Source organism: Pseudomonas onubensis (assembly GCF_965653655.1).
In the GTDB taxonomy this organism is placed as follows: Bacteria; Pseudomonadota; Gammaproteobacteria; order Pseudomonadales; family Pseudomonadaceae; genus Aquipseudomonas.
Genome location: NZ_CBFHAZ010000012.1, coordinates 48,795 through 66,283 on the forward strand (window position 1 = coordinate 48,795; position 17,489 = coordinate 66,283).

Below are 17,489 nucleotides of genomic sequence, written 5' to 3' on the forward strand. Positions count from 1 at the left end.
CCTGGTGTGTGGCCATTGACGTGTATTGGGAGATTCGCAATGAAAGCTTGGTTATTGAAAGATTTCGGACTCGACAACCTGCAATTGGGAGAGGTAGCGACCCCGCACCCCAAGGCTGGCGAGTTACTGGTCAAGGTCGGTGCCGTCTCGCTCAACTTTCGCGACAAGGCTATCGTCGACGGCATCTATGAGCCCCATAGCGTACCCAAACCACTGATACCGGTGAGCGATGCCTCCGGCACCGTGGTAGCGGTCGGTGATGACGTCACACGTTTTAAGGTCGGTGATCGCGTCAACTCGCACCTTTATTCGCGCTGGCTGGATGGCGAGCCAGGGCCGAACGAACCCGATTACTGCGTCGGCTCGCCGTTGCCCGGCGGTTTAGCCGAATACATGATCATCCATGAAGACAGCGCCGTCGGCGCACCTGACAACATGAGCGACGAAGAGGCGGCAACGCTTCCGATTGCTGCGCTCACGGCCTGGTATTCGCTGGTGGACTTTGGACACATCCAGCCGGGCCAGACTGTGTTGGTTCAGGGTACTGGAGGTGTGTCCATATTTGCCGTGCAGATCGCGACTGCGCTCGGCGCGAAGGTCATTGCGACGTCGAGCAGCGACCAGAATTTACACGCCGTGAAGGCGCTGGGGGCCGTGGCGGGTATCAACTACAAAACGACCCCGAACTGGGCGGACGAAGTGCTGAAACTGACCGAAGGCAAGGGCGTGGATCTGCTGCTCGATGTAGCCGGCGGCAACGGCATCAATCAATCGGTTGCAGCGACCAAGGCATCGGGGCGTATTGCGCAGATCGGCTTTCTGACAGGGCAAACCGTTGAACTCAATCTGATGCCGCTCATTTTCCGTCAGACGACTATACGCGGCATCGCCGTGGCGCCACGCTCATCATTCGACCGGATGAACGCTTTCCTCGACGAACACAAGATCCATCCCGTAATCGATCAGGTATACCCGTTCGAGAAAGCGCGGGAAGCTTATGAGCATCTCGCGAGGGGAGCATTTGGAAAGGTTGTGATCAAAATCGCTTAATGACGTTAAGGCGCCGATATGGCGCCTTTTTCGCCTATCGCAGCAGAAGCATTCCCAAATTGGCTGACTACTTCCAATGATGGCCAATAGAATTCATCGCCGCCTGTCGGCGTGTTTTGCGTTGGCGCGTGTTTTCTCGTTGCGAAGGCTGTGTTTATAAACAGTTTTTCTGTGTGTTGGCTTGTGTCCTCTAACGCGTCGTAGATACAGGAGGGCGATCATTGACTAGTCAGAAGACTTTCATTCAAATAAGCTTGTTCTGGCTCTTGTTTTTGTTCTCAGTTTGAAAAAGGAAATCGATATGCCAGAAGAAAATATTTCCGTAAATCGAGGCGCATCCATGAATCTGTCTATTTCGGAACATGGTGCAGGTCGTTACAAATAATAATCGAGTGCTCTAGCCGGAATAAAAAAGGACTTTGCAAATGATCGATAGTAGAACTGAACCCAACCTGATGAAAGTGAACGATCCCAATAGCAATCCAAGGCTGCCTTTCAAGACCTTTAACCATATCGGGAGTTTTCTTTTAATTCTATTGAGTGTTTTTGCAACTGCTGCAGCTGCTGGTAGCCAGGGTGCACCGACTGAAAAAGAATATTCCGATGCAATAGCATCCTATGCAGCCTTGATTGGATTTGAACCTATGCATGGGAATGTTAAAGATAGCCTTCAATTTATTAAATATGTTGAGGATGGAAAAGTCACGAAAGAATACTTTGTTTCTTTTGGTGCCAATGGATGCATTGAGTCCATGAAATTGCAAAATACATATGCTGGAGAGGCTTCTGTAAACTTAAAAAAAATAAAAAACAAAATGACCTCGTTTCACGGGAAGGCTGAAGATGAATATTATGATCTTGATGCTGATTGCAAGATAGTGAAAAATATAAAAACCAATGAAGAGTATATCTATGAAAGTAATTTGATATCCGAGGTGAGGAAAAATGGAGAGATTGTAAAAAGCTTTAAATTTAACTCTAAAAATGAGCTCATTGAGGTCACTCAATATGCACCCTATGAATATGTGCAGAAATTAGAGTATCTAAAAAATAAAAATACCACAACGGGGATTGTAACCTCTGTTCACATGGGTGGCAGTTCAGCAAATGAAGATGCGTCATGCTTTGACTTTGACGCAAATAGAAATCCATCGTATTGTGACGTTACTCGTAATATAAGTTCTGAAAATAAAATTATAAAATACATGTACGAAAACAACTATTATTAATCTTTCAGCTTTTATCTCGCTGGGAAATCGGGGTCAGAAATCGGGGTCAAACCCTGAGGACTCCCAAGGGTCTGACCCCGATGCTGCTCTAGCTGGACAGGATGCTCCTCGGCGTCCGTTTTGGCACACTCTGGAGCGCTGGCTGTCGCGCCTAATTGATGGCTAACAGTCCCTTAACCCTCGACCGCCAAGCAAACCCCACCACCATTAACAACCCCAACCCCGCCATCCCAGCCCCCGCCAGCGAAATCGCCGGATAACCCCACCCGGCATTAATCACCACACCGCCCAACGCCGCCCCAATCGCATTGCCAAAATTAAACGCCCCGATATTCACCGCCGACGCCAGGTTAGGCGCGTCCTTGGCCGCCTCCATCACGCGCATCTGCAATGGCGGCACCAGGGCAAAACTGGCCACGCCCCATATCAAAATGGCCACCGCCGCCGGCAACGGCCAGCGCATCAGCACGGTGAACGCCAGCAACACCACAATCAGCACGCTCAGTGACACGATCAAGGTGCGGTCTATCGAGCGATCCGCAGCCTTGCCGCCCCACAGGTTGCCGAGTGTCAGGCCCACGCCGAACAGCACGAGCATGGCGGTGATGTAGGCGGTGGAGGCGTGGGTTTCGCTGCTGAGAATCGGCGCGATGTAGGTGAAGACGGTGAACATGGCGCCCGAGCCGATGACGGTGAGGGCCAGTGCGCCGAGCACCGGGCCGCGGCCCAGTACGCGGATTTCGGCCATGACGCTGACGTGTGGCGACGCCTTGAGATTGGGCAGGGCGAACCACAGCGCGGCCATGGCGACAACGCCGAGGCCGGTGATGCCCCAGAACGCGGTGCGCCAGCCGAACAGTTCGCCGAACCAGGCGGCCAGCGGCACGCCGCCGATGGTCGCGAGGGTGAGGCCCATAAACATGGCGGCCACCGCGCCAGCGCGTTTCTCCGGGGCTACCACGCTGGCGGCGACCACGGAGCCCACGCCAAAGAATGCGCCGTGGTTCAGCGAGGTGACGACTCTGGCGATCATCAGGCTGTAATAGTCGGTCGCGAGGGCGGACATCAGGTTGCCCAGGGTGAAAATCGCCATCAGCCCGATCAGCAGGTAGCGCCTGAGGATCTTGCCGGTGGTAAGGGTCATCAGTGGCGCGCCGAGCAGCACGCCCATGGCGTAAGCACTGACCAACAGGCCGGCGGCAGGAATCGAGACGCCGAGGTCGGCGGCGATGCCCGGCAACATGCCCATGGGGGCGAATTCGGTGACGCCGATGCCAAAGGCACCCATGGCGAGTGCAACAAGGGGTGGATTGATACGCATGGAAGGCTCCTTATCTATGCCGTCAATGCTACGATCCAGCCTTTGAAGGCGGTAGATGGCGTTTTTGGCAATCACCTTTGCGTAAGAGGCACAAATGGACTTCAACGGCAGGTCAGGTGAGATGTTGGTATTCGCCAGCGTGGCGCAGGAGGGCAGCCTGTCGGCGGCCGCGCGTGTGTTGGGGCTTACGCCGTCGGCGGTCAGCCGGATCATCGCGCGCGCCGAACAACGCCTTGGCACTCGGCTGCTGTTGCGCACCACCCGCGCGATCACCTTTACCGCCGAGGGCGAGGCGTTCCTGCGCGGCGCGCGACGTATCCTGGCCGATATGGACGAGGTGGAAGAGGCGATTGCCGACCAGGGCGTGCCGAAGGGCCGGTTGCGGGTCAGCGCCGCCCTGGGCCATGGGCGCATGACGATCGTGCCCTTGGTGGCCGCCTTCAGTGCGCGCTACCCGAACATCGTGGTCGACCTTACCCTAGGCGACGAGGTGGTCGACATTCTCGGCGGCCAGGCCGACGTGGCGATACGCTTTGGCCATCTGCCCGACAGCCCGCTGACCGCGCGCAGGCTCGGCGACACCGGCCAGGTGGTGGTGGCCTCGCCCGAGTACCTGCAGCGCCACGGCACCCCGCAGCAACCCGAAGACCTGCTGCGGCACAATTGCCTGCGCTTCAACTTTCGGCGTGCCGAACCCAATTGGCCGTTCAGGCGCGATGGCCAGGCGTTTTCCCTCAAGGTTGGCGGCAACATCGAATGCAGCAGTGGTGAAGCGCTGGCGCAGCTTGCACGTGTGGGGGCCGGTATTGCGCGTATCGGCGAGTTCACCGTCAGCGAAGATCTGCGGCGCGGCGAGCTGATACCGCTGCTGCAAGCCTGGAACCCCGGCGACGTTGAGCCGATTCACGCGGTGTTCGTCGGCGGCGCGGCGATGCCGGCGCGGGTGCGCTTGTTTGTGGACTTTTTGCTCGAGCATCATCAGCTGTAAGCGTCGGTTTGCGGGCACCGTGAGGCGCGCCAATGTGAACCTTTTTCGTGCGCATAATCTATTGCTGCGGCGGCTTATAACTGCTTGTATCCTTGCCCGCGAAACAGGGCGAATGGCTGCCGCCGGTGCCCAGGTCCACTGTCCGCTGTTATGGAAAACCGTGCTTGCCAAAGGTAGCAATGTGAAGCGTGATACCCACCTGGTTGTGCTTTTGCTGGTCGTTATCGGTTGCTCCCTGGGGTCATTGACGGTCTGGAAGGTGTTTGCCTCTCGAGATCGCGCCCTGCAGGAGGTGGACGTCCATGGCCTGAACCTTACCCAGGCGCTGTCGACTTATTCCGAAGGCATCGTGCGCCAAAGTGCGTTGCTGTTGCTCGGGCTTGTCGAGCGTCTGGAAACCGAAGGCAGCGGGCCTGCGCACATTCAGCGGCTGAGTACATTGATCAACCGCCAGCAGCCGCTGATGCCACAGCTCAGTGGTGTCACGATCTACGATCAACAGGGGCACTGGTTGATGTCCTCCAACCGGCCGATTCCTGCGGGCGCCAACAGCTCTGATCGCGCCTATTTCATTCATCACCGTGACGATCCTTCCCGCGAGATCTTTATCGGCCCGCCGATTGTCAGCCGGTCGAATCAGGAATGGGTAATGACCATCAGCCGGCGTTTCAATGATTCGCAGGGTACTTTTGCCGGTGTTGTGGCGGTGACCTTAGGCATCGAAAACTTCCTGCGCTTGTTTGGCAAGATCGATGTCGGGCAGGACGGCGCAATCGGCTTGTCGCATACCGACGGTACGTTGCTGGCGCGTTATCCGTTTCGCGAGCAGGACATGGGGCGCAACTTTTCCGCGTCGCCCATCTATGCCAAATACCTGGTTGATCAGTCGGTCGGCACCGCGTCGTTTACCTCTAGCCTGGACGGCGTGGAGCGGCTGTACGCGTTCCGCCAGAGTGACCGGCTGCCGCTGATCACCACGGTGGCACTCGGCAAACGCGAAGCCCTGGCCGCATGGCGCACCGAGGCGCTGCTGTCGGCGGTGGTGGTGGCGGGGCTGCTGGGGCTTACCGGTCTTATCGGCGGGTTTTTGATCCTGGATATCCGTCGGCGCACCGAGGCGGAAGATCAGTTGCGTGAAACCCAGCAGCAGTTGCTCACCTCCAACGGGCAGCTTGAGTTGCTGGCGATGAAGGATGCCCTCACGGGTTTGGCCAACCGCCGCTGCTTTGATGAGAGCCTCGCCAGGGAGGCGCTGCGCGCCGACCGTGAGGGCACGACGTTGGCTTTACTGATGATCGATATCGACTACTTCAAGCGCTTTAACGACGCCTACGGGCATGTGGCGGGGGACGCCTGCCTGCAGACGGTTAGCAGGATTTTCGAGGCGTGCGTAAGGCGGCCGTCAGACCTGGTGGCGCGCTATGGCGGTGAGGAAATGGGCATCATCATGCCGGGCACCGACAGTGACGGCGCCGCTGTGGTGGCCCTGCTGATTCTCGACCTTTTGAAGCAAGAAAACATCCTGCACAGCACCAGCCCGTTCGGGCGGCTGACGGCGAGCATCGGCATTGCGACGGCCACCGGGGTTCAGTTGCAAGACTTGCAAGGGTTGGTTGAGGTGGCGGATCAGGCGTTGTATCGCGCCAAGGCGGCGGGGCGGAACCAGTGTGCGATGGGACGCGGGTGATGGAGGGGGCACACCCCACCCCCTGCGCGACTTTACGTTACCAGTTATGTAGGCGTTAAAAGGCGATCAACGATCACCTGTCTGTTAACGGAAAAATACCTCGGGTTTTCCTGTGATTATGGCCGTCACAATCGCTTTCCCACACGCTGTTCAGGATTACACCTACAGTCATGCGATGCACGTCGTGAGCTCAGCTCGCCCGGGTTTCAAGCGGTTACATCTACCCAAAAGTTCCTGATTGAATGGCTTTATCCGCGCGCTGTAATCTGGAAAACGACCTGTCTGGATCCTATTCAGTGACGGGTTTTCTCTAGCTACCAAAGAGGTGTGTTGATGTCTTCAATCAATGGTTTCAGCTCATTCATAAACTTGCCTCAGTTTGATGCAAGCAGAGCCGACAATGACAAGCTAAAGAAGGGCGCAGGCGAGCTGGACCCTGGCTTTAGCGCAGGTTTCGGAAGGGGCGGCGTAGGCAACGAGATCGGCTTTACCGGCGAATACAAAAAAACCGGGCATGGCGCCGAGCGGGACCCTGGCTTCAAGGCAGGTTTCGGCAAGGGCGGCGTTGGCGATGAGATCGGCTTAACCGGCGAGCACAAAAAAACCGGGCATGGCGCAGACGAGCTGGACCCTGGCTTTAACGCAGGTTTTTCACGCCAACGCAGCTGGGCGTAAGCGTAACATTGCCCTCATCCGAGGGGAGGGCTGATTCGCCCTTTTGGGGTGCCAATACCGCCGTACTAGCGACGGTATTGGCACACCGTCAGAATGTGGCCTTTGGCTTAAGCAGAGGAGCAATCGAGGGGAGGTTTCAAACTCCACTCACCAGCTTCCCCCCATCCATCCGGCGCTTATACGCACTGTCCCGACTCGCCAGCCAGTAATACAACGGCGACGTCACCAGCAGCCCCACCACCCAGGACAAATCCGCCCCGTTGATGTGCTCGGAAATCGGCCCCACATACAGCGGCGTGTTCATGAACGGAATCTGCACTGCAATCCCGACCGCATAGGCCAGCAGCGCCTGTGGGTTGTACTTGCCGTAGATGCCGCCATCCACGCGGAAGATCGAGGCAATGTCGTACTTGCCTTTGTGAATCGCGTAGAAGTCGATCAGGTTGATCGCCGTCCACGGCACCAGCACCACCAGCAGCACCAGCACCATGTCGACGAAGTGGCCGATAAAGTCTTTGGAGGCGAACACGGCGGCGATGGCGCAGGCGGCCAGCACCAGCGTGGAGATCACCGCACGGCTTTTGGCGGTGGGGATCCAGCGGTAGGCGAAGGTCTGGATCAGGGTGATGATCGACAGCACGGCGCCGTAGAGGTTGAGGGCGTTGTGGCTGATCACGCTGAGCAGGAACAGCACCAGCATCAGCGGGCCGATGGCGCCGGTGGCGAGTTTTACTGCGTCCATGGTGTCCATGCCCACCGGGGTGGCAAGCACGGCGACGGCGCCGAAGATAAAGGCCAGGCTGGAGCCGAGGGCGGAGCCCAGGTAGGTGGTCCAGAAGGTCGACGCCACGGGTACGTCAGCCGGCAGGTAGCGCGAGTAGTCCGACACGTAAGGCGCAAAGGCGATCTGCCAGAGGGCGGCGAGTGAAACTGTTGCCAGCCAGCCAGAGATATTGAAGCTGCCACGGGTCAGAAAATCAGTGGTCTGCACGTGGGTGAAGATGTAGCCGAAGCCCAGCACGATACCGGCGCCGAGCACCCAGGTGCCGATGCGGTTGAGCACGTGGATAAAGCGGTAACCGATGATGCCGATGATGCCGGAACCAATCGCGCCGATCACGATGCCCACGGGCACCGGCACGCTGTCGACCACGCCGTGCAGGGATTTACCCGCCAGCACGATGTTGGAGGCGAAAAAGCCGATGTACATGACGCCGGCGATCACCACCACCAGCAAGGCGCCGAGGGAGCCGAACTGCGCGCGGCTCTGGATCATTTGCGGGATGCCCATTTGCGGGCCTTGGGCCGAGTGCAGCGCCATCAGCACGCCGCCGACCAAATGGCCAACCAGGATGGCGACGATGCCCCATACCAGGTTCAAGTGGAACAATTGCACACCCAGCGCGCCGGTGACGATCGGCAACGGCGCGATGTTGCCGCCGAACCACAGGGTGAACAGGTCTCTTACCTTTCCATGGCGGTCTTCGGGGGGCACGTATCCGATCGTGTGTTTTTCGATAAGCGGGGCGGAGGATGTTGCAGTGGTGACCATGACGAGCTCCAAGGCAAGGTGAGTACGTTGACGTACTTCGCTGTGCGCAGCCAAGGCGGCGCTTTGTTGTTGGAGTGATCATCTGCAATGGGCGCAGGGAGGTAAATTAGTAAGTTTGTTGCTATAGACCTTAAAAAATATAGCTTATCGGATTTTTTGCTCCGGTATGTTGCATGGTCTTGAATCAGTGTGAAAAAGCCGATTTTTACGCACTTGTTTGGGGCGAAGTCCCACGTTTCCGGAGGTCCCGATGGCTGCCTATAACCTGCGCCAGCTCAGATATTTTGTCACCACGGCCGAGTGCGGCAGTGTCGCCGAGGCGTCACGCAAGCTGTATATCGCCCAGCCGTCGGTTTCCACGGCGATCAAACAGCTCGAAGACAGCTTTGGCGTGCAGCTGTTCATCCGCCATCACGCCCAGGGCGTTTCGCTGACGCCCAGCGGCGCAAGGTTTTATCGCAAGGCGCTGGAGTTGCTGCGGGTGGCGCATGAGTTCGAACAAAACGCCCTGGCCGACAACGACGTGGTGGCGGGGCAGATCGATATCGGTTGCTTTGAGACGGTGGCACCGTTGTACTTGCCGCGCTTGATCGCGGGGTTCAAGGCGCTGTGGCCGGGCGTGGAGATCCGCATTCGCGACGGTGAGCAGCAAGAACTGGTGCAGGCGCTGACGGCCGGCAGTATCGATGTGGCGATGCTGTTTGAGCACGACCTGGGCGGCACCATCGAAACCACCCCATTGATGCCGCCGCAGCAGCCGTATGCGCTGTTGCCGGCCGATCACCGCTTTGCGCAACAAGCCAAGGTGTCGCTGGCGGACCTGGTGCTGGAACCGATGATTTTGCTGGATGTGCTGCCGAGCCGAACGTACTTCGTGAGTATCTTTGAAGAGCGCGGGTTAACGCCGAATATCGTGTTCAGCTCGCCGTCCATCGAAATGGTGCGCGGCATGGTAGGGCGCGGGTTTGGCTTTTCGATTCTGGTGACCAAGCCGTTTACCGAGTACACCTACGATGGGCAGAAGGTGGTGTGTGTGCCGCTGGCAGAAACGGTCACCGGCTCGGGACTATCCGCCGTCTGGCTGCGACGGGCGCCGTTGACCAAGCCGGTGCAGTTGTTTGTGGATTACTGCCGCGAAGAGCTCGCAAGACTCCTTGGCTGAATACCTTCTGATAAACACTGAAAATCACCTGTGGGAGCTGGCTTGCCTGCGATAGCGGTGGGTCCGCTGCAAATGTGCCACCTGATACACCGCCATCGCGGACAAGCCCGCTCCCACAGGTTGTGCGGTGGTTGGATTGGAACACAGGTCAAAAAATGTGGGAGCGGGCTTGCTCGCGAATGCGGTGGTCCAGCCAGCATCCATGTGTCTGACAGACCGCTTTCGCGAGCAAGCCCGCTCCCACAGTTGATCTGTGGTGTTGGGTAGGGAGATGGTTCAGGCGCGGATTGAGTCGAGCATGCGCTCCAGCATGGCATCACACCCGGCCAACTGTTCGAGGCTCACAAACTCATCCGGCTTATGCCCCTGGTCCATACTCCCAGGCCCACACACCACCGTGGGTATGCCCACCGCATCAAACAACCCACCTTCAGTGCCAAACGCCACGGTACCGAAATCCCGCGAGCCACTGAATGCGGCAATCAACTCCGCCGCCTGGCTGCGTTCATCGGTCACCAACCCCGGATACGCCGACAACTCGGTAAACCGAATCGCGCTCTGTTTACTCACCGCCTGCATGCGCGGCAGCAGCTGTTGCATGGCATAGGCTTGCAGCTCCTCAGCCACTTCACCGGGGTCCATCGACGGCAATGCGCGCACCTCAAAATCAAAGCGGCAGTCGGCCGGCACAATATTCAACGCCTTGCCGCCTGTAATCACGCCGGTTTGTATCGTGCTGAACGGCGGATCAAACCGCGGGTCCTGCTGCTCGCGCAGGCGCTGGCCAATCCGCCCCAGCTCGCCAATCAATTCGGCGGCATGCTCAATCGCATTCACCCCATAGGGCGCATACGCCGAATGGCAGGCCTCGCCGTGCACATCACAGCGCATCGCCAGTTTGCCCTTGTGGCCAAGCACCGGTTTCAGCTCGGTCGGCTCACCGATAATGCACAGCATCGGTTTGACCGGCCGTTGCTCCAGCACTGCGAGCAGCGAGCGCACACCCAGGCAGCCGACTTCTTCGTCGTAAGACAGGGCGATATGCACCGGGATACGCAAGTTGGCTTTTACCAGCGCAGGCACCAACGCCAGCACACAGGCGATATAACCTTTCATGTCCGCCGTGCCGCGGCCAAACAGCTTACCGTCGCGTTCGGTCAATTCAAACGGCGGCACCGTCCACGGCTGGCCGTCCACCGGCACCACGTCGGTGTGCCCCGACAGCACAATGCCCGGCAGTTGCACCGGGCCGATGCTGGCGAACAGGTTGGCCTTGCTGCGTTCCTCGTTGTAGACCAGCTCGCAAGCCACGCCGAAGCCTGCAAGGTAATCGCGCACGAATTCGATCAGCAGCAAGTTGGACTCGCGGCTGGTGGTATCAAACCCCACCAGCGTTTGCAGCAGTTCGCGGCTGCGGCTCATCGCTCGGCTGCAGCTCATCGCTCGTCTCCGGCCACGCCGTAGCCCGGTGAGCGGTCGGGGGCGAGGGCGCGGTCAATGTAGTCCTGCACTTGCGGGCGGTAGGCGTCCCAAAGCTTTTGCAGCTCGGCAATGGGCTGGTCATCGGCCCAGTCCACGCGCAGGTTGATGATCGGCCAGGTCAGCTCGCCCACCACCACCAGCGCGGCGGAATGCACCGGTCCGGCTTCGCCACCGGCTTCGATGGCGGCGTGCATCGCCGCCAGCAAGCGATCGGCGAGCTGGCCTTCGCCGTGTTCGAAGGCGTGCACCATCGCCTCGATCACCGCGCGGTCGGCGAGCATATTGCCCGCCGCCACACACTGTTCGCCCGACACAGCATGGTGGGTGCCAAGGGTTTCGCTGCCGCTGAAATGCACACTGCGGCCCAGGTGATCAATCGCCGTCAGTTGCCGGTATTGGCTGTAGCCGTTGCTGGTCAGGGCTTTGTCGACGGCGGCGGCAGGGTCGAGGCCTTGTTCCAGCAGGTCGAGCACGTCGGGGCCGAGGGCCGGCAACGTGATGTTCTGGGTCGACACCGCGCCCACACCGGGCCGCAGCCATGGGCAGCGGGCGCCTACGGCGATGCTTGAGGAGCTGATGGCGATGCCGAGCTGGCCGGTGTCCGCGCAACGGGCGACGATTGAAAAGGTCATGGGCAGCTCCTTATTCGGGGATCACGGCGATCACGTCAATTTCCATCAGCCACTGTGGCTGGCCCAGGGCCGAGACCACCAGCCCGGTGGAGATCGGGAACACGCCTTTGAGCCACTTGCCGACTTCCTGGTACACCGGCTCACGGTAGCGCGGGTCGATCAGGTAAGTGGTGGTTTTTACAATATGGCTCAGGTCGGAGCCGGCCTCTTCGAGCAGCTGCTTGACGTTTTTCATCGCTTGCTCAGCCTGGGCGCGCGGGTCGCCAAGGCCAATCAGGTTGCCGTCGAAGTCGGTGCCCACCTGGCCGCGCACATACACGGTATTGCCGGCACGCACGGCCTGGCACAGGTCGTTGTCCAGGCTCTGGTTAGGGTAGGTTTCCTTGGTGTTGAACATGCGGATGCGAGTGTGAGTAGGCATCAAAAAAACTCCGAAAAAAGTGCTCAGGCAATGACAGGCGATTTTTGCGCAACCGGTGCAGGTTCGCGGTATTCAAGGTATTGACGCTGGATGGCAATGTGATCGGCCACGTATTTGGCGTCATGCCAAACGCCCCAGATAAACGACGAACCCCGGCGCGACTGCCACGGCAAACCGAGGAAGTAGATGCCCGACTCGCTGGCCACACCGCGCTGATGCTGCGGCTTGCCGGCGGCATCAAACGCATCGACTTTCAGCCAGCTGTAATCCACGGCAAAACCGGTGGCCCAGATGATCGAAGTGATACCGGCCTTGGCCAGGTCCAGTTCCAGGATCGGATTTTTGATGCACTCGGCATCCGCGAACACGCGGCGCGCTTCGGGCTCCAGCGGCAGGTCGAGGCCATTGCGCTCGATGTAGGCGTCTGCGGCATCCAGCAGGGCCAGGTAGTTCTCGTCGCCGCGTGCCAGGTTTTCAACCAGGTTGGCTTGGAAGCGCGCGACGCTGCCGTCGAAGGCTTGGGTGAGGCCGACCAGGGTCATGCCTTGCTGGGCCAGCTCACGAAAATCGATGGTCTTGCCGCCGTGGGCGCCACTCACGGCAATGGTCACGTGCTCGCGACCGGGTTTCATTGCGGCCTGGTCCCACTCGCCCAACACGCCCAGCCACCAGCAGAAATCGCGGTTGCGATAGGCACGCGGCGGGCGGTCGTGGGCACCGACCGACAGGTACACCTGGCGCCCGGAACGCTGCAGCTCATCGGCAATTTGCACGCCGGATGAGCCGGCGCCGACCACCAGCACGGCGCCGGTGGGCAGTTGTGCGGGGTTGCGGTAGTCGGCGGAGTGGATCTGATGCAGCGCACTGTCTTCAGGCGCGATGGCCGGGATCACCGGCTTCTGGAACGGCCCGGTGGCGGCGACCACGCGGTTGGCTTCGATCACGCCTTCGCTGGTGTGCACGGTAAAGCCTGGGCGGCCGACGTTACGCACCACAGAGGTCACCTCCACGCCGGTGCGGATTGGCGCGTTGAACTTGCGCGCATAGGCTTCGAAGTAATCGGCCACGCGCTCTTTTGGCGCAAAACCATCGGCGGCTACATCATTAAATTCCAGGCCAGGAAAGCGGTCATGCCAGGCCGGGCCGTTGGCGACCAGCGAATCCCAGCGCCCGGTGCGCCAGCGCTCGGCGATACGGCTGCGCTCCAGCACCAGGTGCGGCACGCCTTGCTTGCTCAGGTGCTCGCTCATGGCCACACCGGCCTGACCGGCTCCCACTACCAGCGTGTCTGTTTTTGTTATGGCTTGAGTCATGTGTCTGTCCTTGCGTAATGCAGTTGGATTCAGCTTGGGCATGGCTTCAAGGCTAGGGGGAGGGCGATTTTTAATAAAATATTATTAAGCTTTGGAGTGAGCATAAATATCGGATGCAAGCTCACCCTATCGGGTGATTTCGAGGACGCAGCGGGTGTGTGACCATCCTCGCAGTTCTTTGAGCGAGGCTTCGACGTGGAAAACGACCGGCTTTCTTCTGCGCAATGGTTTGAACAGATGGCCCAGGTGACCGATAACATCGGGCAATCGGGGTTCGCTGCCGCCTTGTTCGATGCCCTCGGGTATGTGCAGCCGATACAGGCCACGACGCTGTATTTTTACCCACGTGGCGGCATGCCCAGTGCACTGTTCGAGTTGGACGGGCCGTGGTTGCCGCAAGGCAATGTGCGCCAGTACCTGTCGGGCTTTTACCTGCTGGACCCGTTTTACGACGCCTGCGTGGAAGGCGTCAGCTCAGGTTGCTATGCCTTGGCCGACGTTGCGCCTGACCACTTTGAGCTGAGCGAATACTTTCAGTCGTTCTACCGGCACTCTCAGCTCGAAGACGAGCTCAATTACATCCTGCAATCGAGCAAAGGCTCCAGCCTGGCGGTGTCCCTGGCGTTTACGCAAAAGCTCGACGCCGTCACCACCGCACAATTCAAGCGCATAGCCCCTTGGGTATTGGCCGTGCTGGGCAAACATTTTGTCAGCCTGGATGCCCACGGTGCACGCTTCGAAAACCTGCTGGAGCAACGCATTCACGCGGCATTGAACAACTTCGGCTCGTCGATTCTGACCGAGCGCGAATGCCGCATCGCCCAGCTTATTTTGCGCGGGCATTCCACCCGCTCGCTGGCCGAGCGGCTTGAGGTGTCGGAAGACACCATCAAGTCCCACCGCAAACACATCTACACCAAGCTCGATATCGGCGCGCAGTCGGAACTGTTTGCGTTGTTTATCGACTCGCTCGCCGAAGCCCAGGGCGTGCTGAGCAAAGACCCGCTTGAAAGTTACATGAGCAAGCACCGCTGAGCGGCCTTGCTAGCCCTTGCGTCACGACCAATAAGAGAGAGAAAAACATGAACTTACCCGCCCAATTGCAACGTCGCACCGAGGATTACCAGCAGTCCGATGCGGCCCACCATATCCATGGGTTTGTCGACCAGAAGGCGCTGAATGCCGAAGGCCCGCGTGTGATGGTGCGCGGCGAGGGCTTGTACCTGTGGGACAGCGAAGGCAAGCGTTACCTGGACGGCATGTCCGGCCTGTGGTGTACCCAGTTGGGTTATGGGCGTCGGGATTTGACCGCCGCCGCCGCCGCGCAGATGGACCAGCTGGCGTACTACAACATGTTCTTTCACACCACCCACCCGGCGGTGATCGAGCTGTCGGAGCTGCTCTTCAGCCTGTTGCCGGGGCATTACAGCCACGTGATCTACACCAACTCCGGCTCCGAGGCCAATGAGGTGTTGATCCGTACGGTGCGCCGTTATTGGCAAGTGGTCGGGCAACCGCAGAAGAAAATCATGATCGGCCGCTGGAACGGCTATCACGGCTCAACCCTGGCGGCCTCGGCGCTGGGCGGCATGAAGTTCATGCACGAGATGGGCGGCATGATTCCCGACGTCGCACACATTGACGAGCCGTATTGGTTTGCCCATGGCGGCGAGCTGACACCGGCCGAATTCGGCCGTCGTTGCGCGCTGCAATTGGAAGAGAAGATTCTGGAGCTGGGCGCCGAAAACGTCGCCGGGTTTATCGCCGAGCCGTTCCAGGGCGCGGGCGGCATGATCTTCCCACCGGAGAGCTACTGGCCCGAAATCCAGCGCATTTGCCGTCAATACGATGTGCTGCTGTGCGCCGATGAGGTGATTGGTGGTTTTGGCCGTACCGGCGAATGGTTCGCCCACCAACACTTCGGCTTTGAGCCGGACACCTTGTCGATTGCCAAGGGCCTGACCTCCGGCTACCTGCCCATGGGTGGCCTGGTGCTGAGCAAACGCATCGCCGAGGCGCTGGTGGAGCAGGGCGGTGTGTTCGCCCATGGGCTGACCTATTCCGGCCACCCGGTGGCGGCGGCGGTGGCGCTGGCCAACCTCAAGGCGCTGCGCGATGAAGGCATCGTGCGCCAGGTCAAGGACGACACCGGGCCGTACTTGCAGCAACTGCTGCACGAGGTGTTTGGCAACCACCCAATGGTCGGCGAGATCCAGGGCACGGGCCTGCTCGGGGCGTTGCAGTTCGTCGAAGACAAGGCCACGCGCAAACGCTTCGCCAACGAAAACGACCTGGCCTGGCAGTGCCGCACCTTTGGCTTCGAAGAGGGTGTGATCATCCGCTCGACCCTGGGCCGCATGATCATGGCGCCGGCCCTGGTGGCCACGCGTGCAGAGCTGGATGAGCTGGTCGACAAAACCCGGATTGCGGTAGACCGCACCGCACGGATCGCGGGAAAGCTGTGAAGTGATCTGCCCACCACCCTGGGTGCGGGGTGGTGAGCAACCTCCATCAGACAAGGCTTGAACGGCAGCGAGCTCATCGACTGCCGCGATGGCCTGCATCCTTCTTTCCAGGAGTCACCCATGAATACAATAACAAGCGTGGCCGAAACTCCCTCCCATCACACTTCAGCCAAAGCCGCTTCAACGCGGCGCTTTCGCCAGCCGCTGGGGCTGGTCGGGCTGGTGCTGTTCGGCCTGGCCTACATGGTGCCGCTGGCGGTGTTTACCACCTATGGGCTGGTCACGCAGATGACCAAGGGGCACTTGCCGACCGCCTATATGCTGACCCTGGCGGCCATGTTGCTGACCGCCTACAGCTATGGCCGCATGGTCCAGGCGCATCCGTTTTCCGGCTCGGTCTACTCCTATACACGCAAGGCGTTCGGCGCGTATTTCGGCTTTATCGCTGGCTGGACTCTGCTACTCGACTACATCTTTTTGCCGCTGCTCAGTTATTTGTTGATCGGCATCTACATGTCCGAGTATTTCCCGGCGGTGCCGACATTTGTGTGGGTGCTGGGCTCGATTGCGCTGGTCACGGCGCTCAACCTGGTGGGTATCGAGTCCATCACGCGGGTCAACTGGGTCCTGATCGTGGCCCAGTTGGTGTTCATCGTGGTGTTCGTGGCGCTGTCGGTGCACAACCTCAGCGGGCAGTCGGCGCCGGTTTCGCTGCTGGCGCCATTCCATCATGAAGGTTTCAGCGCGCCGTTGATCATGGCCGGGGCGGCGGTGCTGTGCTTGTCGTTTCTGGGCTTCGATGCAGTGTCGACCATGGCCGAGGAAACCCCCAACCCGCGCCGCACCATTCCGCTGGCGATCATGGTGGTGTCGCTGTTTGGCGGCTTGCTGTTTTTGCTGGTGTCGTATTTCGCGCAAATGGTCTTCCCGGAATGGAACACCTTCGTCGACCCGGATTCGGCCTCGGTGGATGTGATGCGCCGGGTCGGTGGCGAGGTGCTGGTGACGGCGTTTACCGCCACTTATGTGGCCGGCTGTTTCGCCTCGGCGATGGTCTCCCAGGCCAGCGTATCGCGGGTGTTGTTCGCCATGGGCCGTGACGGCGCGCTGCCTCGCGTGCTCGGCAAGCTGGTGACGAAAAAACGCGTGCCGGCCACCGCGATTGTGCTGGTCAGCCTGTTCTCGTTGATTGCGCTGTTCATCACCCTGGACACGGTGGCCAACATGATCAGCTTTGGTGCGCTGTTCGCGTTCTCGGCGGTGAACCTGGCGGTGATCAAGCATTACGTGGTCGACCAGCAATTACGCGGCACCAGGAACTACCTGCTGTATGCCGCACTGCCGGCGCTGGGGTTCCTTAGCACCGTTTGGCTGTGGACCAGCCTGTCGAGCCTGTCCTTCACCATCGGCCTGTGCTGGATGGGTGTTGGCCTGATTTGTCTGCTGGGGATCACGCGCGGCTTGCGCGTGAAGATGCCCGAATTGCAGATCGCAGAATAAAACCTTCACCTG

General features: G+C 59.5%; 15 protein-coding genes. 9 read left to right on the forward strand and 6 right to left on the reverse strand.

What is annotated here, in order from left to right; all coding sequences use genetic code 11:
• Positions 1–39: 39 nt before the first annotated feature.
• A complete protein-coding gene (locus ACTD9P_RS06730) occupies positions 40–1,050 on the forward strand; it encodes a zinc-dependent alcohol dehydrogenase family protein (RefSeq protein WP_438867110.1) in 1,011 nt (336 codons plus the stop codon).
• A gap of 425 nt (positions 1,051–1,475) precedes the next feature.
• A complete protein-coding gene (locus ACTD9P_RS06735; RefSeq protein WP_438867111.1) occupies positions 1,476–2,279 on the forward strand; it encodes a YnfC family lipoprotein in 804 nt (267 codons plus the stop codon).
• Positions 2,280–2,430: 151 nt separating this feature from the next.
• Here ACTD9P_RS06735 and ACTD9P_RS06740 read toward each other — a convergent pair whose 3' ends face one another.
• The gene (locus tag ACTD9P_RS06740; protein WP_438867112.1) at positions 2,431–3,600 is read right to left on the reverse strand and encodes an MFS transporter; all 1,170 of its coding nucleotides are present in this window, start codon (positions 3,598–3,600) and stop codon (positions 2,431–2,433) included.
• Between the two features lie 94 nt (positions 3,601–3,694).
• On the opposite strand from ACTD9P_RS06740, the gene ACTD9P_RS06745 reads away from it, so the two are divergent.
• From ACTD9P_RS06745 to ACTD9P_RS06755, 3 genes are all read left to right on the forward strand, one after another.
• Positions 3,695–4,588, forward strand: a complete 894-nt coding sequence (locus ACTD9P_RS06745; RefSeq protein WP_438867113.1) for a LysR family transcriptional regulator — start codon at positions 3,695–3,697, stop codon at positions 4,586–4,588.
• Between the two features lie 181 nt (positions 4,589–4,769).
• On the forward strand, positions 4,770–6,275 hold the full coding sequence (locus tag ACTD9P_RS06750) for a sensor domain-containing diguanylate cyclase (protein ID WP_438867114.1): 1,506 nt from the start codon (positions 4,770–4,772) through the stop codon (positions 6,273–6,275).
• Between the two features lie 333 nt (positions 6,276–6,608).
• Positions 6,609–6,950 carry a hypothetical protein gene (locus ACTD9P_RS06755; RefSeq protein ID WP_438867115.1) on the forward strand — a complete coding sequence of 114 codons (342 nt, stop codon included), beginning with the start codon at positions 6,609–6,611 and terminating at the stop codon, positions 6,948–6,950.
• 136 nt (positions 6,951–7,086) lie between these two features.
• On the opposite strand, the gene ACTD9P_RS06760 is transcribed toward ACTD9P_RS06755, so the two are convergent.
• Positions 7,087–8,502 (reverse strand): purine-cytosine permease family protein, encoded by a 1,416-nt coding sequence (locus ACTD9P_RS06760; RefSeq protein ID WP_438867116.1) that lies wholly within the window; start codon positions 8,500–8,502, stop codon positions 7,087–7,089.
• A 250-nt stretch (positions 8,503–8,752) separates the two neighbouring features.
• Between ACTD9P_RS06760 and ACTD9P_RS06765 the strand changes: the two genes are divergently transcribed.
• Entirely contained in the window at positions 8,753–9,664 is a 912-nt protein-coding gene (locus ACTD9P_RS06765) for a LysR substrate-binding domain-containing protein (protein WP_010171799.1), read from the forward strand.
• A gap of 276 nt (positions 9,665–9,940) precedes the next feature.
• Here ACTD9P_RS06765 and argE read toward each other — a convergent pair whose 3' ends face one another.
• The 4 genes from argE to ACTD9P_RS06785 are packed head-to-tail and all read right to left on the reverse strand — an operon-like array spanning position 9,941 to position 13,554.
• On the reverse strand, positions 9,941–11,086 hold the full coding sequence (gene argE, locus ACTD9P_RS06770) for an acetylornithine deacetylase (protein WP_438867149.1): 1,146 nt from the start codon (positions 11,084–11,086) through the stop codon (positions 9,941–9,943).
• A 14-nt stretch (positions 11,087–11,100) separates the two neighbouring features.
• Positions 11,101–11,778 carry a DUF1028 domain-containing protein gene (locus ACTD9P_RS06775; protein WP_438867117.1) on the reverse strand — a complete coding sequence of 226 codons (678 nt, stop codon included), beginning with the start codon at positions 11,776–11,778 and terminating at the stop codon, positions 11,101–11,103.
• Positions 11,779–11,788: 10 nt separating this feature from the next.
• Complete coding sequence (locus tag ACTD9P_RS06780; protein WP_003207327.1) at positions 11,789–12,199, reverse strand: RidA family protein; 411 nt, start codon at positions 12,197–12,199, stop codon at positions 11,789–11,791.
• A 23-nt stretch (positions 12,200–12,222) separates the two neighbouring features.
• Complete coding sequence (locus ACTD9P_RS06785; protein ID WP_438867118.1) at positions 12,223–13,554, reverse strand: flavin-containing monooxygenase; 1,332 nt, start codon at positions 13,552–13,554, stop codon at positions 12,223–12,225.
• A gap of 153 nt (positions 13,555–13,707) precedes the next feature.
• Between ACTD9P_RS06785 and ACTD9P_RS06790 the strand changes: the two genes are divergently transcribed.
• The 3 genes from ACTD9P_RS06790 (at position 13,708) to ACTD9P_RS06800 (ending at position 17,477) form a co-directional block, all read left to right on the forward strand.
• Positions 13,708–14,547, forward strand: a complete 840-nt coding sequence (locus tag ACTD9P_RS06790; RefSeq protein ID WP_438867119.1) for a response regulator transcription factor — start codon at positions 13,708–13,710, stop codon at positions 14,545–14,547.
• A gap of 47 nt (positions 14,548–14,594) precedes the next feature.
• Entirely contained in the window at positions 14,595–15,977 is a 1,383-nt protein-coding gene (locus ACTD9P_RS06795; protein ID WP_438867120.1) for an aspartate aminotransferase family protein, read from the forward strand.
• A gap of 120 nt (positions 15,978–16,097) precedes the next feature.
• Complete coding sequence (locus tag ACTD9P_RS06800; protein WP_438867121.1) at positions 16,098–17,477, forward strand: APC family permease; 1,380 nt, start codon at positions 16,098–16,100, stop codon at positions 17,475–17,477.
• Positions 17,478–17,489: the final 12 nt, after the last annotated feature.

Coding starts and splice junctions, on each gene's coding strand:
- ACTD9P_RS06730 (WP_438867110.1), top strand. CDS start 40: ATGAAAGCTTGGTTATTGAAAGATTTCGGACTCGACAACCTGCAATTG.
- ACTD9P_RS06735 (WP_438867111.1), top strand. CDS start 1,476: ATGATCGATAGTAGAACTGAACCCAACCTGATGAAAGTGAACGATCCC.
- ACTD9P_RS06740 (WP_438867112.1), bottom strand. CDS start 3,600: ATGCGTATCAATCCACCCCTTGTTGCACTCGCCATGGGTGCCTTTGGC.
- ACTD9P_RS06745 (WP_438867113.1), top strand. CDS start 3,695: ATGGACTTCAACGGCAGGTCAGGTGAGATGTTGGTATTCGCCAGCGTG.
- ACTD9P_RS06755 (WP_438867115.1), top strand. CDS start 6,609: ATGTCTTCAATCAATGGTTTCAGCTCATTCATAAACTTGCCTCAGTTT.
- ACTD9P_RS06760 (WP_438867116.1), bottom strand. CDS start 8,502: ATGGTCACCACTGCAACATCCTCCGCCCCGCTTATCGAAAAACACACG.
- ACTD9P_RS06765 (WP_010171799.1), top strand. CDS start 8,753: ATGGCTGCCTATAACCTGCGCCAGCTCAGATATTTTGTCACCACGGCC.
- argE (WP_438867149.1), bottom strand. CDS start 11,086: ATGAGCCGCAGCCGCGAACTGCTGCAAACGCTGGTGGGGTTTGATACC.
- ACTD9P_RS06775 (WP_438867117.1), bottom strand. CDS start 11,778: ATGACCTTTTCAATCGTCGCCCGTTGCGCGGACACCGGCCAGCTCGGC.
- ACTD9P_RS06780 (WP_003207327.1), bottom strand. CDS start 12,199: ATGCCTACTCACACTCGCATCCGCATGTTCAACACCAAGGAAACCTAC.
- ACTD9P_RS06785 (WP_438867118.1), bottom strand. CDS start 13,554: ATGCCCAAGCTGAATCCAACTGCATTACGCAAGGACAGACACATGACT.
- ACTD9P_RS06795 (WP_438867120.1), top strand. CDS start 14,595: ATGAACTTACCCGCCCAATTGCAACGTCGCACCGAGGATTACCAGCAG.
- ACTD9P_RS06800 (WP_438867121.1), top strand. CDS start 16,098: ATGAATACAATAACAAGCGTGGCCGAAACTCCCTCCCATCACACTTCA.